15 protein-coding genes are annotated in these 13,865 nt (G+C 49.4%); 9 read left to right on the top strand and 6 right to left on the bottom strand.

Features of this window, described 5'->3' with window-relative positions; all coding sequences use genetic code 11:
- The first annotated feature begins 202 nt into the window (after nt 1–202).
- A complete protein-coding gene (locus FOV68_RS20720) occupies nt 203–982 on the top strand; it encodes an MBL fold metallo-hydrolase (protein ID WP_143991470.1) in 780 nt (259 codons plus the stop codon).
- A gap of 73 nt (nt 983–1,055) precedes the next feature.
- Nucleotides 1,056–2,048: a GlxA family transcriptional regulator gene (locus FOV68_RS20715; RefSeq protein ID WP_143991469.1), complete on the top strand. Its 993-nt coding sequence runs from the start codon at nt 1,056–1,058 to the stop codon at nt 2,046–2,048.
- A 91-nt stretch (nt 2,049–2,139) separates the two neighbouring features.
- Here FOV68_RS20715 and FOV68_RS20710 read toward each other — a convergent pair whose 3' ends face one another.
- Nucleotides 2,140–2,541: an H-NS family nucleoid-associated regulatory protein gene (locus FOV68_RS20710; RefSeq protein WP_064703133.1), complete on the bottom strand. Its 402-nt coding sequence runs from the start codon at nt 2,539–2,541 to the stop codon at nt 2,140–2,142.
- A 275-nt stretch (nt 2,542–2,816) separates the two neighbouring features.
- Here FOV68_RS20710 and FOV68_RS20705 point away from each other — a divergent pair, with 275 nt between their 5' ends.
- Together FOV68_RS20705 and FOV68_RS20700 are read left to right on the top strand one after the other, a co-directional pair.
- Complete coding sequence (locus FOV68_RS20705) at nt 2,817–4,379, top strand: sensor domain-containing diguanylate cyclase (protein WP_083070608.1); 1,563 nt, start codon at nt 2,817–2,819, stop codon at nt 4,377–4,379.
- Between the two features lie 68 nt (nt 4,380–4,447).
- Nucleotides 4,448–4,894 (top strand): VOC family protein, encoded by a 447-nt coding sequence (locus FOV68_RS20700; RefSeq protein WP_031593775.1) that lies wholly within the window; start codon nt 4,448–4,450, stop codon nt 4,892–4,894.
- 226 nt (nt 4,895–5,120) lie between these two features.
- On the opposite strand, the gene FOV68_RS20695 is transcribed toward FOV68_RS20700, so the two are convergent.
- Nucleotides 5,121–5,522, bottom strand: coding sequence for an H-NS family nucleoid-associated regulatory protein (locus FOV68_RS20695; RefSeq protein ID WP_010257055.1), 402 nt, complete (start codon nt 5,520–5,522; stop codon nt 5,121–5,123).
- Nucleotides 5,523–6,704: 1,182 nt separating this feature from the next.
- On the opposite strand from FOV68_RS20695, the gene FOV68_RS20690 reads away from it, so the two are divergent.
- Nucleotides 6,705–6,884 (top strand): DUF2256 domain-containing protein, encoded by a 180-nt coding sequence (locus FOV68_RS20690; RefSeq protein ID WP_071941192.1) that lies wholly within the window; start codon nt 6,705–6,707, stop codon nt 6,882–6,884.
- 6 nt (nt 6,885–6,890) lie between these two features.
- Here the strand turns inward: FOV68_RS20690 and FOV68_RS20685 are convergent, their stop codons facing one another.
- The 3 genes from FOV68_RS20685 to FOV68_RS20675 form a co-directional block, all read right to left on the bottom strand.
- Nucleotides 6,891–7,238 carry a hypothetical protein gene (locus FOV68_RS20685; protein ID WP_143991468.1) on the bottom strand — a complete coding sequence of 116 codons (348 nt, stop codon included), beginning with the start codon at nt 7,236–7,238 and terminating at the stop codon, nt 6,891–6,893.
- Nucleotides 7,239–7,351: 113 nt separating this feature from the next.
- Entirely contained in the window at nt 7,352–7,894 is a 543-nt protein-coding gene (locus tag FOV68_RS20680) for a YfaZ family outer membrane protein (RefSeq protein ID WP_143991467.1), read from the bottom strand.
- Between the two features lie 63 nt (nt 7,895–7,957).
- Entirely contained in the window at nt 7,958–8,194 is a 237-nt protein-coding gene (locus FOV68_RS20675) for a YgdI/YgdR family lipoprotein (RefSeq protein ID WP_031593778.1), read from the bottom strand.
- Between the two features lie 373 nt (nt 8,195–8,567).
- On the opposite strand from FOV68_RS20675, the gene FOV68_RS20670 reads away from it, so the two are divergent.
- Together FOV68_RS20670 and FOV68_RS20665 are read left to right on the top strand one after the other, a co-directional pair.
- Entirely contained in the window at nt 8,568–8,987 is a 420-nt protein-coding gene (locus FOV68_RS20670) for a DUF1090 family protein (RefSeq protein WP_143991466.1), read from the top strand.
- Nucleotides 8,988–9,670: 683 nt separating this feature from the next.
- Nucleotides 9,671–10,051, top strand: coding sequence for a YgiW/YdeI family stress tolerance OB fold protein (locus tag FOV68_RS20665; RefSeq protein WP_031593781.1), 381 nt, complete (start codon nt 9,671–9,673; stop codon nt 10,049–10,051).
- 433 nt (nt 10,052–10,484) lie between these two features.
- Here the strand turns inward: FOV68_RS20665 and FOV68_RS20660 are convergent, their stop codons facing one another.
- Complete coding sequence (locus tag FOV68_RS20660) at nt 10,485–10,955, bottom strand: WbuC family cupin fold metalloprotein (RefSeq protein WP_143991465.1); 471 nt, start codon at nt 10,953–10,955, stop codon at nt 10,485–10,487.
- Nucleotides 10,956–11,293: 338 nt separating this feature from the next.
- Here FOV68_RS20660 and FOV68_RS20655 point away from each other — a divergent pair, with 338 nt between their 5' ends.
- The gene (locus FOV68_RS20655) at nt 11,294–11,518 is read left to right on the top strand and encodes a FeoA domain-containing protein (protein WP_031593784.1); all 225 of its coding nucleotides are present in this window, start codon (nt 11,294–11,296) and stop codon (nt 11,516–11,518) included.
- On the top strand, nt 11,518–13,845 hold the full coding sequence (feoB, locus tag FOV68_RS20650; RefSeq protein WP_064703138.1) for a Fe(2+) transporter permease subunit FeoB: 2,328 nt from the start codon (nt 11,518–11,520) through the stop codon (nt 13,843–13,845). Before FOV68_RS20655 ends, feoB begins: the two co-directional genes overlap by 1 nt.
- The last annotated feature ends 20 nt before the right edge of the window (nt 13,846–13,865 follow it).

Here is a 13,865-nt window from a genome sequence, read left to right as displayed (position 1 = left end):
GCCATTCCTGAACATTCCGGGCTGTCTCGTCACGACGCCAGCACCGATAGATACCCTGCCATAAGAAAATAGTGCAGTTTGGCCCGATTTCATCGAACACTGTCCTCTGAGCCTGTCACGCGCAGGTAAACAGTGCCGTAAAGTGACCTCATGGTAGCCAGTAAGCCTGGCTGATTTCACTGAGAATGTTCACGGAGCCAAAATGAAGCTGACCCAGATTCGTAATGCCACCCTGCTACTGGACTATGCAGGCAAAAAATTCCTGATCGATCCGATGCTGGCCGAAAAAGAGGCCTGGTCCGGGTTTGCCGGAAATGCTCGTCCGCATCTTAGAAATCCGATGGTTGAGCTGCCTGTCCCGGTCGCTGCACTGCTGGCAGTCGATGCGGTTATTATCACTCACACGCATATGGATCACTGGGATGAGGCTGCGCAGCAGTTAGTGCCGAAGACGATGATGATCTACAGCCAGAACGAAACAGATGCAGCGCTGATTCGTTCGCAGGGTTTTGAAAATGTTCGCGTGCTGCAGGATGAGAATCCGTTTGTTGATGGCCTGACAATCTATAAAACCGACGGTCAGCATGGCAGCAATGCCTTATATGCAGACAAAGTGATGGGCGATATTCTGGGTGACGCCTGTGGCCTGGTATTTACCCATCCGGCAGAAAAAACCCTCTACATTGCAGGCGATACCGTATGGGTTAAGCCCTATGTCAGAGCGCTGCAACGTTTTCAGCCGCAGGTAGTGGTAATGAATATCGGCAATGCAACCAACGATCTCTATGGCCCGATTATCATGGGAAAAGAGGATACCCAGCGTACGCTGAATATTCTGCCTGAGGCAACGCTGGTTGCCTCACACATGGAGGCGATCAACCACTGTTTACTGACGCGCGCTGAGCTACGTGCCTGGACTACCGAACAGGGTATTGCTGACCAGGTGCTGATCCCGGAAGATGGTGAAACAATGACGTTCTGAGCGTCGTGGCACTAAACCTGCACAATTGTGCTGGAGATCTCAACACTACGCTGTCACACAGTAAGGGGAGAGGATGGCTGCTCTGAGAGTCGCGGTGCTGGCAACGGCCGGTTTTAGTCCGTTTCATTTTTCAGTTCCCTGTATTCTGTTCGGCTCTGCCCTGCCGCAGCCGGATCTGTTTCATGTCGATATCTGCGCACTGAAACCTGGCCCGGTCATTTCAGAGATGGGATTGTCAATTACGGTGGAACAGGGTCTTGACCCGCTTGATCAGGCGGAGATTATTATCGTGCCCTACTGGCACAATCCGGCTGAAAAACCCGCGCAGGTGTTGCTTGATAAGCTGGTGGCAGCCTGGCAGCGCAGCGCAGAGGTCGTCGGACTATGTCTGGGCACTTACGTACTGGCTTATGCAGGTTTGCTCGATCAGCATCGTGCTGCCACTCACTGGGAATTTGAGCGTGACTTCAGCGAGCGCTTTCCGCAGGTTCACCTCGACAGTAATGCTCTTTATACCCGTGACAATCGTCTGATCACCTCTGCCGGCACCGCGGCGGGCATCGACTGCTGTCTGGATATCATCCGTCACCACTATGGCAGCGCCATGGCTAATCGGGTAGCCAGACGCATGGTGGTGCCGCCTTACCGTGAAGGCGGTCAGGCGCAGTTCATTGAGCGGCCGGTTCCGGAAACAACGCGTGACAGTAAGATCAACGCGTTGCTGGCGTCCCTGCGACAGAATCTGGATCAGCCGCAGGATCTTGACTCACTTTCGCGGACGCTCAGCATGAGCAGGCGAACGCTGACGCGTCATTTTCATAAGGCGACAGGCATGTCCCTGGGAGAGTGGCTGACAGCAGAGCGTCTGCAACGCAGCCAGCTATTACTCGAAACCACCGGCATCAGCATTGAATGTGTGGCAGAAAAGGCGGGTTTTGATTCGCCCGTGTCATTTCGTCAGCGTTTTAAATCCCGGTTTGGCGTCTCTCCCAGCGAGTGGCGCCGGACGTTTCGGGGGCCGCATCCGGTGATGAGTGATGAGGCATTACGACAGGATGATGAGTGACCCGGCGCGGATGAATATCTGCGCCTGTGGCTTTGCCTGCCGGAATATTCCCGCGTAATGGCGGTCACTATTCCGGCAGAAATAAATGTGACTACAGCAGGAAATCATCCAGCGGCTGGCCGTTTTCAATGGCCGCCTTAATTACGGAGGGCGTTCGGCCCTGACCCGTCCAGTAACGAACCTGACCATTTTCGTCATTGAAACGGTATTTCGCCGGACGCTTTGCGCGTTTCTTTTTGCTGGTTACCGAGGGAGATGCGCCATTTACCAGCTCCGCCGGGTTAATCCCTTCTTCCATTAACAGCTCATGGTAGAACGCCAGTTTTTCTGCTTTCTGACGGGCTTCCGCTGCCCGCGCGTTTTCCTCTTCACGACGTTCATTTACCACGGTCTCTAATTTCTGGCGTAACTCTTCCAGCATATCTAAAGCCATATTGCGCGCCTCTGCACGAAGCGTGCGGATATTGTTCAGGCTGCTCAGGTTTTTACTCATAACAAATCCTCAAATACTCAACTTAATCAATAAAGTGCAAATTATTCAGCTGGCAAGGGTAACATTTACCGACGTGATATTTGAAGCGCTAGTGTAGCCTTATTCGCTATTAATCCACTATTAATAGCGCTGGTTAAACCAATAAAGAAGAAATTTTAAGCGAAATCTGCTGGTTTATTGCGGATCATCATTGTTGAAACAGGATTGTGGGATTTGCATTTTTGCTTTTGATTTACTGTGCTTAAATCAGTCAACAGGGTTTATTAAGGACAGGCATGACGTTTCGCCGGAAAAATGAGGGGCCAGCGCCAAAAATCTCGCCGCTGCTAAGAAGTATTATCCTTTCAGGCGTATTGCTCAGCGTGGCGGTGATTGGCTTAAATGTGTGGACGCTGCGGGAAGACTGGAACGAAACCGTCGATAAAGCTGAAGATACGGCGGTTAATCTGTCGCTATCACAGGCGCGCCAGGCGGACGATACGTTTTTGCAGACCGAGCTCTCTTTACGCGAAGTGCAACGCGAGCTCGAAAAGCAGATTGCCACAACCGGTGTAGATGGCGATGCGCTGAGCCAGACGATGCGCCTGTTGCAGAGCCGCCTGCCGCAGCTACACGGCTTATTCTACTATGATGCGCAGGGGAAATGGATAGCCACTTCTATGAGCCGGATACCACCTGACATCAATAATTCCGATCGTGAATATTTTGATTATCACCGCGCCAGCGCTCGCGATACCCTCCATGTCGGCCCGGTGCTTCGCAGCCGCACTACTCACGAGCTGGTGATCCCGGTTACGCTTCGTGTGAACGATGCCTTTAACGGCTTTCGGGGTGTCCTGCTCGCCACCATTAAAGTGGACTATTTCCGCCGTTTCTATAGCTATTATGAACTGAGCGATGGCGATGTGCTGGTCCTGATGCTGGCAGACAGTACCGTGCTTTACGCCCGTCCAATGCCGGATAGCTACATCGGTAAAAATCTCTCAGTGAGTCCGCTTTTCCTCAGGATGCTGGCCCATGCGGATAAAGGCAGCGGTCAGTGGACCGCTGCGCTTGATGGTAAAAAACGCATCTTTGGCTTTGTCCGCTCACAGCGATATCCATTGGTAGTGGCCGCGGGATATGACAAGCGCGCACTGTTTAACCACTGGCTTAAGAGCTGGGTACAGGATCTGATTCTGAGCCTGGCGCTGCTGATTGTTATTCTTTTACTGGGTGCATTTGTACTGCGTCAGGCACGGCATACGCTGCGTTATCAGCTTGAACTGACGCAATTACGCGATGAGCTGACCGCGGCTAATCGCGCACTGGAAAATCTGGCACAGAGTGACGGGCTGACGGGTGTTGCCAACCGGCGCCATTTTGATCACATGCTGACTGAATGCCTGCAGAACGTGGAGCGCAGTGGCCAGCCCGTGTCATTGATCCTGCTCGATATCGATTACTTTAAACGTTTCAACGATACCTACGGCCATGTGGCGGGTGACGATTGCCTGAAAAAAGTGGCTACTGTCCTGAAGAACGCCGCCCGCCGCAAAAACGACCTCACAGCGCGATATGGCGGCGAAGAGTTTGCCATTATTCTGCCTGGAGAACCGTTGTCAGCCGCGTTGCACCTTGCTCAATCAATCATCGACGCCGTTAACAGGCTCGATATTCCGCATCTCACCACGGAATTGCCGCAGAAGCACGTCACCCTGAGTGCAGGCTGCGCCGTCTATCTTGCTTCAGACTCACAACAGGAAAAAGAATCGCTGATAGCGCGCGCGGATGAGGCGTTGTATCACGCGAAACGTGCAGGGCGTAACCAGGCCATGTGTGAAGAACGAAGCGGCTGAGCATCCGTGATCAAATTCTGAATCCTGCCTGTGGCATGGTGACTGCTCAACTTAAACAGGGAGCGGCCATGTCAAACGATACCGGTTTCACTCATCTTGCTTTGCAGGTACGGGATTTAGAGAAGAGCGTGGATTTTTATCAGCGTTATGCCGGGATGCAGGTGATACACCAGCGCGAACCTGGCATTCCTGAAGCACAGAAAGTGGCGTGGCTGTCGGATTTAACCCGACCTTTCGCGCTGGTGCTGGTGCAATCTGACAACAGTGAAGATACGCCGCTGGGTCCATTTGGTCATATTGGCGTGGCCTGTGCCAGCCGTGAAGAGATAGATGAAAAAGTGGCACTCGCACGGCTTGAAGGTGTGTTGCGACGCGACGCGCAGCAATCTGGTGCGCCAGTAGGCTACTGGGCATTTTTTGCCGATCCTGATGGCAATACGCTTGAGCTCTCTTATGGTCAACAGATCGGACTGGAAATTATCACAGCCCGCAACACGCAATCGCTGAATAAATAAAGCGGTTGAGATAACAGGATAAGACCCATTGCCTGTTGCGTGATTGCGTAAGGCTTTTGAGTTATTGAGTTCAGGGAACGCCTGAGCAGGATTATGGATGGAGACAATAACAAGATGAGAAAGGAAAGGGTACAGGCTGGCCGGTAATTGAGATGCTTGAGCCTGACCATTTATGGCGAAAAAACCGCCTGCCTGATGCAGGCGGTGTTTCATAATTCATACTGAATTAAATCAGGAAATCATCCAGCGATTTACCTGCATCAATGGCAGATTTAATAGCAGATGGGGTACGGCCCTGGCCAGTCCACTGCTTAACCTCACCATTTTCGTCGGTGTACTGATATTTAGCAGGACGAGGCGCGCGTTTTTTCTTCACTGCTGGCGCAGTCGGCATACCATTTAACAGTTCGTTAGGATCAATACCTTCCTGCAACAGTAATTCACGGTATTTTGCCAGTTTCTCAGCTTTTTCACGATTAGCTGCTTCAGAAGCCTGCGCTTCTTCACGTCGCTCACTTACCACAACCGACAGTTTTTCCAGCATTTCTTCCAGGGCAGCAAGGTCAAGCTCGCGAGCGTTTGCGCGAAGGGTACGGATATTATTCAAGCTGTTGAGAGTGTCACTCATCAAAGTCACCATAGTCATGTTCAGATAATAAAATACAGAGCGGGTTCACGCTGATGCTTTTCGTCAGACCTGCTTTTTTAAGATGCTTGCCTTCGAAGAATCAAAATACAGAACCGGTAGTTCAACACCAACATATTAATCGCTTTCTCAAAGAGTTTAAACTGTAATTAACGTAAGACCCTTAAACAAAAGTAAAGTTACTCTTTTTTTTACACTCTTCGCTCAAAATGTCAAAATGGTGCACCATCTGATGATGCTGAATAATTTAGTTACGTTATGGATAAACTGTGCTTTCACGCTGTTTTACCAGCGGCATCGCTTCGCTAATCCCATACCTGCTTTGTTCTGAGAGTCAAACATCGTTGCATACTTCTTCCAGCTAAAGCTGGATATGGGCATGAGGTTAACCGTAATTGTTTTGTATAGAACACATAGCAAAATTACGGAAAATCAGCATTAGCGGGCTGATTTATTGGACTATTTGTAAGGTCATGATAACAGGTTAATTTATCACGTTAAATAACGTTCCGGTTAAGGCTATCATCGCCAGGCGGGTTACGGGCTGGTTTTAAAAGCCTGGATAGACGTACTTCAGTAAATGGATATAAAACAGTCAGAATTACGTCTTACCGTATGTCCCTCGATTGATTATTTACGGGCGTAATGACTTTTTTAGCCGCCGTATGGGGCCAGGGAGGCTATCTGCTGATCAAGGCAATCTGAGCAACATCATCCGGGTTCCATATTGCCCTATGCGCTGATAAAACGGTAAAGCGGTGCGATCTCAATTGCCCTCAATACTTACTTACAAGCGTTATTGATTGAGTTCATTGCTTACTTACATCACTCGTTTGTGACACAACCTATAGAATAAGAGGCTAAACAAAAAACCTGGTCAGATATCCCTGCACTTTTAAAGGAAATGCGCTTTGTTAACCATCGCAATTAATTGGTCAGTCGCCTACCCGTGTGTCAAGGAATCCAGACAGCTCAGATTTCAAAGTGCGATGTCAGATCAAATGGCAGAATCACTGAATAAACAGTTAATGAGTTGCTTCGGCAAAGGAGCATGACGCTAACTTCGCGACAATCTCGCCTTCCCTTATTGGAAACGGCACTAAGCTAAAAACTGTACGAGGACACTATTGTCAGCATTATCAGGGTTTCTCAGGAGGGACTAAGGTGTTTAAAGGCAATAAAAAGTCATTACCGGTTCGCTACTGTAAAACGTGTAACAAACCGATGTCATGGCGAAAAAAGTGGGAACGATGCTGGGACGAGGTACTGTATTGCTCGGAACGGTGCCGACGGCAGCGTGCTGAACGACAAGAGGATGATACAGAAATAAATCCTGACCTCTGACGCTGATCACCGCTGGCCAGGGGTTGACCTGGCCTCGGGGAGGGAGATATGGCTATTGCTGAATCTCAATCTGCGCCAGCCTTTTTTAAACATACAATCTTTCACCAGGATCTCTCGCTGGTTTTCATTGGCATCGCTGGTAGAGTAATCGGTGTCAGTGGTTTTATATTTACTGTCTTTTGAGGTGTATTTACCGCTAACGACATTGTCAGGGGGTAAATCCCGCAGTGCCTGGGCCCGACAGGCTGTTTCCGCTATTGTTTCCTGCTGTTCAGATGCATCAGGCTTGACCCATTTATACTGCGCACATCCGGTCAGACAGAGAGTAAATAACATTAGCATAAGAGGTTTCATAATCTGTTTCTCAGTGCTCCCCGCCTGAGTTGAGACGAGTAATTGAGTAAGGAAACCGATCGGTCAATCTGCAGGGTTTCCTCACCACAAAAAAAGGGAAGAGTCATCCGACGTTAAAATGTCAGGCCGCCACCGATATAGGGACCATCGATCAGGGTATGACCCGGACGTCCATCTTTGCCATCAACACCCGCATAGCGATAGCCCACTTTTAAAACCAGTGGCCCCACAGGTGACCAGCTGACACCGCCATTGGCCTCAACGAAATTCTTGACGCTGTTGGTCAGCTGTTCCGGGGCGGAATAACCCTCTCCATACAACGCAAAATTAGCAGGCAGATTGATTTTCACACCGCCGCCAACAGGAAATGCAACGCCGTTGTCTCCTTTTTTGCCGCCGATGTAAGCGGCTTTAACGCCAGCCGTCAGCATCACCGGTCCGATTTCCAGGTTATAACCGGTACCCGCCTGACCAATCTGAACACCATCTGCCGTATTTTTCATCCATTGACCATCGACGTAAAGCCCGCCGGATGAACGGCCGATTTCTGCATCCAGCACCGAAGTGTTTTTACTTTGTTCGGCGTTCAGGCCAATGGCCATGGCAGAGGAGGATGCACACAATAATAAGCCACAGCCAATTACAGAAATTTTCATTGCTCAGTTTTTCCACAGGGTGAGATTTTCATGATAGCGATTAAGAGCGTTATTAAAGCAGATTTACTTTTGCACAATCTCTTTAACATCATGCTGTTGTAACTGATGCATGTTTCCATCCGTGTCTTTATAAGAGATCATGCCTGTTTCTTTATCTCTTGCGGGTTTTCCATGAGTCGTAATCATGTGCCCATCGTTGGTAGAGATCACGTAATTGCTTGAGCAGGCGGAAAGGGACATAACGGAAGCCATCATCGCAACAGCGAAGGCGAATTTCTTGCCAGAATTAAAAGATGTCATTTTACTTTCCTGTCGTTACTTTTTAAGAAGATGCGGCATTATTCGCTGTGATTGTTAAACGACATACTAACAATCTGGCAGTTTGCCTCTTTATCGGGAAGAAAATGATCTGGATCAACTCCATGGCTTGCTCAGGAGTATGCAACATGGACGAGCCTGAATTGTGTTTCGACCAGATGTGCACCCGGTTTATTTCAGAAAAATTTTCTCAGCTGTCAAAAAGTAACAATCATTACTGAACTTTAACAATGAATCCAGAATTGGAATATAACTTCATTTATCAATTTATCTCTTGTGGCTCTGATTTTCTTCGCTATATTCAATCGGAACTATCATTCTGATTAGTTTATTTTAACAAGGATTTTATTTAGCTATGAAAAGTAAAATTATCGCTTTGATTTTGATATCGTCACCCCTGGCAGGGTTCGCTGCAACAGATTCCTGTAATGATCAGTTGTCAGATATTTTAACCAAAACTGAAATGGCCAAAAAACAGGGTAATAGTGCAGAAATTGCACGGCTCAATATTGCTCGTAATAAGGTTGAAACGTATTGTACTGATGAACGTCAGGCAACGCGCGCATCTCATGATGTCAGCAGACGCGAGATGAAGGTAAAAAAAGCGGAGCTCGAGCTCCAGGAAGCCCAGGAGGAACTTGCTGAAGCGAAAACAGAAGGTCGTACTGAAAGAATCAGGAAGAAAACCAGTAAGGTAGAGGAAAAGAAACTAAAGCTGGAATCTGCAAAAATGGATTTGAAAGAAGCCCAGGATGATGCTCAGAGACTGAAATAATTTTCACTTATTCGGATCGGAGGCTCATGCGGGTGAATCTCCGAATTTCGGTAAATTCTGCATGCGTCTTTATCTCTTCTCAGTTGTGATGGGCATCAGGCTATCACCACTCTCTTTAAGAAAGTTTCAATACTACACGGGTGTTTAACCACGTTTCATTTCCTGGTTTATGTATTTGCAGACAGCATTCCCCTCCTTTTTCGCGCCAGAACAGACCGCATTATCGATGGGGACTATTGCCGTAAACGGATTGCTTAACGTTACAGGGATCCGTCACTACCGTTAGTCAGGCAAAAAAAACCACTCAATTGAGTGGTTATAAAAAGTACAAAATATATAATGAGCAAAACTGAGATACAGAATGATTTAATACTGGGATATATCTATGCCAGGAAACAATAGCCGTTAACAGGCAGGTGAGCTATGTAATTTGTGCGAAATTATGCAAAGTGAAAGCGCAAGAATTACCATATTGTAGTGGATGTTAAAGCTTACCTCTCAGTTAAGAGTTTATTTTTTGTGTTAACAACACATGTTTAACTTTGATTGTTATTTTGTAATGGAATTATCGTTCGCATTATGTTCATTACATTTTTAAAAACACGCGCAGGTAATCCTTCTTCTTAAGATCCCGTTAAGATCTGCATCGTAAATTAGCCTTACCATTTAACGGAGATAAAAAAATGAAAAAGATTCTTTTAGCAGCATTGTTTGCCGGTATGAGTTTTGGAGTTTCTGCGCAGGAAGGCTTTGTTAATCCAGCAGGGCAGGGGTATTCTCAGGGCGGATTTAAAGGTCCGACGCCCGGCGTAGTTTCTGTCGCTCAGGTTAAGACACTGCGTGATGACGCATGGGTCGTTCTGGAAGGTAACATTATCAGACAAGTCGGGCATGAACTTTATGAGTTCAAAGATGCTACCGGAACAATTAATGTCGATATTGATGACAAGCGCTGGATGGGGCAATCGTTATCACCGAGTGATAAAGTCCGCATCGAAGGTGAAGTTGATAAAGACTGGAACAGCGTAGAGATTGATGTAAAAACGGTTCGTGTTCTGAAGTAAGCTTTATTCGCTCATCATCTGGCGGTGGCCTGAAAATCAGGGCACTGCCATTATGAAAATGATCCTCCCAGGGCGCCTTTCTTCTCTTACAGCAACTAGCTCAACCGCTAATTAGTTACAACACCCTATTGGAGCATATAAGGTTACCGGCGCTATCCTGCCAGATTGGCTTTTTTTGATTAAACCTTAACGGAGCCGTTCTGTGAATCCGAGTGCTCATTGACCAGCCGCCCTGCACGGCCCGAAGGGCCGTAACTGTTATTTATAGCACGATAGAATGATGTAACTAAACGATACTGTTAACTTCTTGCGGAATTTTAAAAATGGGGAACAGTAACGCCTGGCAGAAATCAGCGGTAGATGCTTTCCATCGGGTTTCGCTCAGGCAGAACGGCATCGATAGCGATACATTTTACTCAGCGCAAAGCAACTATTATCTAAAACCCTCACCCACTTGTGCCTGTGCATACCATTTCATTAGCTCCTCAGCTCCCGGCTCATTTTCGGCGGGTGCCCAGGGGGCTGAGTCCTGTTCAGTCAAAGGCTGGTAACCCCCGTGTTTAATCTCAAAAATAACGCCACCTTTATCCATCGATAACACCGCATGCCAGGTGCCTGCGTCCGTCTCCAGCACCTTACACTCTTCACCTAAAACCACCCGTTGGGTCACATGCCCATTTTCGTCAAAATGTAATACCTGAAACCGCCCACTGAGCGAGGTCAGCAACTCAAAGGTATGCGGATGTCGGTGAGGGCGGACATAGGTGCCCGGCTCCATAGCGATGGCCAGCCGCTGCACCGGATTGCTCAATTCAGGGTGTAAGTTACGATTGGCTCGCAAGCGAGGAGAATCCGCAGCCTGCTCGCTGAGTTGCTGGAGGTGAGTAACAGTAATTTGTTTCATATAAGCCTTTTGGATTTTGGACAACTTACGACAATCAGATTGCCGTAAGGCTTGTCGCCATTCTCAACGGACGAATAGCCCCCTGCATTCACGGGAAAATCACTGCCCGGATTATAGATGCCGACGCCCCAAAGCCCAGAACCTGACGATAGGAGATCTTATAGACATCGCCTGTATCAACCCTTCCCGTAAGCAACCAGGTTACAGGAAGATGTTCTCTGTTTTCTAAACGAAAGCCATTCAGAGCGCTTTTTCACTGTCTGCCCGATGCCAGATCAAAAAGCGAAACGCTTATCATTTATAGAATGAGTGCTTCTTACTCTTAGGCAGGGCGTGATATGGCAATGAATATGGGCAGTACCTACCGAATCCTTGGCTATAAGCCATCGGTAAATTCCGCCTGGCGCCAGAAATTACTGACAATGGGTATGCTTCCCGGTGCAGTTATTGAGGTCATTCGCGTGGCACCAATGGGCGACCCAGTGCAGATCTCTACCCGCCGTGTCAGCCTGGCGGTGCGGCAGCGTGACCTGGACGACATCATCCTGGAGGAAATCGTCTGATGAAAAAGATAACCATTGGGCTGATTGGTAACCCCAATACCGGCAAAACCACGCTGTTTAATCAGCTCACCGGTGCCCGACAGCGGGTAGGGAACTGGGCTGGCGTCACGGTTGAGCGCAAAGAGGGACAATTTTTTACCGCGCAGTCAGATGTCCGGCTCATCGATCTGCCAGGCACCCGATCGCTGACGACGCTATCTGCTGAAAGCTCGATAGATGAGAGCATCGCCTGCCAGTATCTCTATCAGGATCACGCCGATGTCGTGATTAACGTCGTCGATGCCTCCAGTCTGGAAAGTAATCTGTTCCTGACCTTTCAGCTGCTGGAACTGGGCGTGCCCTGCATTGTCGCCCTGAACATGCAGGATATTGCCGCTAGTCAGAACATCACTATTGATGTCGAAGCACTGTCAGCTCATCTGGGATGTCCGGTTGTTTCACTGACCTCAACCAGGGGTGATGGTATTGCCCAGCTCAAAGCGCTGATTGACCAGCCTCATATTTACCGCGCACCGGAACGGGTACGTTATCCGGCCGCAATTGAAACGGCCATTGAGCAGCTCTGCCAGCAGATGCCCGCCGCCATAGCCCCACAAAAACGTTACTGGCTGGCATTGCAGCTACTGGAAGGGGATATCAACAGTCAGAAACTTTGTCCGGCGCTGGTTCCGTATTTGCCCGAGATTATGCAGCAGGCCGGAGGAGAGACCGGTGTGCAGATTGCCGATTACCGCTATCGCGCCATCAACGCAGTTTGCGCGGCCGTCAGTAACCTTCATCAGGCAATGCCCGCCGGTCTGACCCGCAGGATTGATAAAATTGTGCTGAACCGCTGGATGGGCATTCCGATATTCCTGGCGGTGATGTACGTGATGTTCGTGCTTTCAATTAACATCGGTGCTGCGCTACAGCCACTGTTCGACAGCAGTTCGGTGGCGATATTCATCCATGGAGCACAATGGCTGGGCTATGTCTGCCACTTCCCTGACTGGCTGACGGTTTTCCTGGCGCAGGGTATCGGGGCCGGTATCAATACCGTGCTGCCGATCATTCCGCAGATTGGCCTGATGTTCCTGTTCCTCTCTTTCCTGGAAGACTCCGGCTACATGGCGCGCGCCGCCTTTGTGATGGATCGGCTGATGCAGTCACTGGGCCTGCCGGGAAAATCCTTTGTGCCGCTGATAGTCGGCTTTGGCTGTAATGTCCCGTCGGTCATGGGGACACGGACGCTGGATACACCGCGTGAGCGTCTGCTGACGGTGCTGATTGCGCCTTTTATGTCATGTGGCGCACGGCTGGCGATCTTTGCGGTTTTCGCTGCGGCATTTTTTAACAGTCACAGTTCCAGCCTGGTTTTCTCCCTCTATCTGCTGGGTATTATAGTGGCCATCGCGACCGGTCTGGTGCTTAAGCATACCCTGCTGGGCGGCGAAGCCTCGCCATTTATCATGGAATTGCCGGTCTATCACCGGCCTCATCTCAAAAGCCTGCTGTTGCAGACCTGGCAACGGCTGAAAATGTTTGTGGTGCGAGCCGGACAGGTCATCATCCTGGTGAGCATGCTGATTGGCGTACTGAGCAGCTTCGCCTTTAATGGCCAGATGGTTAATGACATTAACCACTCTGCGCTGGCGGCGACCAGCAAAGCGATCACGCCCGTGCTGTTGCCGATAGGGGTCACTCAGGATAACTGGCAGGCAACCGTGGGACTGGTGAGCGGCATCATGGCGAAAGAGGTCGTCGTCGGCACGCTCAACAGCCTTTACACCACAGAGGCAATCCAGAGCAGTCCATTTGATCCGCAGGCTTTCAACCTGCTGGATGAGCTTAAAGAGGCGCTGACAGAGACCTGGGCGGGGTTAACGGCTGCCTTCAGAATTGATGCGCTGGCCCATCCCATCGATGCCAGTAAAGGCGATGGTGAGATGGCGACCGGCTCGATGGGCGTGATGTCAGCCAAATTTGGCAGTGGCTTTGCCGCTTACAGTTACTTAATTTTTGTCCTGCTTTATGTTCCCTGCGTCTCGGTCATGGGCGCTATTGCGCGGGAAGCCGGTAAAAAATGGATGATGTTCTCATTCTTCTGGGGACTCAACATCGCCTACACCACCGCCACGCTGTTTTACCAGACCGTCACTTTTGCCGACCATCCTGCATTCAGTGCTACCTGCCTGATAAGCGTGCTGGTGCTGAACGGAATCATCCTGCTGGCATTGCGAAAAGCGGGAAGCCGGGTGCAGTCAATACCGGTCATGCTCAGGGAGGAAAAGGGGAGTTGCCGCGGCTGCCACAGTAGCTGCAGTAAACAGGAAAATTACGTGCAGTAACGGCTAAAGCCTGGCGGGCC

Origin of the sequence: Pantoea sp. paga (assembly GCF_007558755.1) — a bacterium.
Lineage (GTDB): Bacteria > Pseudomonadota > Gammaproteobacteria > Enterobacterales > Enterobacteriaceae > Pantoea > Pantoea agglomerans.
This window is presented reverse-complemented; position numbering and strand designations above follow the sequence as displayed.

Coding starts and splice junctions, on each gene's coding strand:
- FOV68_RS20720 (WP_143991470.1), top strand. CDS start 203: ATGAAGCTGACCCAGATTCGTAATGCCACCCTGCTACTGGACTATGCA.
- FOV68_RS20715 (WP_143991469.1), top strand. CDS start 1,056: ATGGCTGCTCTGAGAGTCGCGGTGCTGGCAACGGCCGGTTTTAGTCCG.
- FOV68_RS20710 (WP_064703133.1), bottom strand. CDS start 2,541: ATGAGTAAAAACCTGAGCAGCCTGAACAATATCCGCACGCTTCGTGCA.
- FOV68_RS20705 (WP_083070608.1), top strand. CDS start 2,817: ATGACGTTTCGCCGGAAAAATGAGGGGCCAGCGCCAAAAATCTCGCCG.
- FOV68_RS20700 (WP_031593775.1), top strand. CDS start 4,448: ATGTCAAACGATACCGGTTTCACTCATCTTGCTTTGCAGGTACGGGAT.
- FOV68_RS20695 (WP_010257055.1), bottom strand. CDS start 5,522: ATGAGTGACACTCTCAACAGCTTGAATAATATCCGTACCCTTCGCGCA.
- FOV68_RS20685 (WP_143991468.1), bottom strand. CDS start 7,238: ATGAAACCTCTTATGCTAATGTTATTTACTCTCTGTCTGACCGGATGT.
- FOV68_RS20680 (WP_143991467.1), bottom strand. CDS start 7,894: ATGAAAATTTCTGTAATTGGCTGTGGCTTATTATTGTGTGCATCCTCC.
- FOV68_RS20675 (WP_031593778.1), bottom strand. CDS start 8,194: ATGACATCTTTTAATTCTGGCAAGAAATTCGCCTTCGCTGTTGCGATG.
- FOV68_RS20670 (WP_143991466.1), top strand. CDS start 8,568: ATGAAAAGTAAAATTATCGCTTTGATTTTGATATCGTCACCCCTGGCA.
- FOV68_RS20665 (WP_031593781.1), top strand. CDS start 9,671: ATGAAAAAGATTCTTTTAGCAGCATTGTTTGCCGGTATGAGTTTTGGA.
- FOV68_RS20660 (WP_143991465.1), bottom strand. CDS start 10,955: ATGAAACAAATTACTGTTACTCACCTCCAGCAACTCAGCGAGCAGGCT.
- FOV68_RS20655 (WP_031593784.1), top strand. CDS start 11,294: ATGGCAATGAATATGGGCAGTACCTACCGAATCCTTGGCTATAAGCCA.
- feoB (WP_064703138.1), top strand. CDS start 11,518: ATGAAAAAGATAACCATTGGGCTGATTGGTAACCCCAATACCGGCAAA.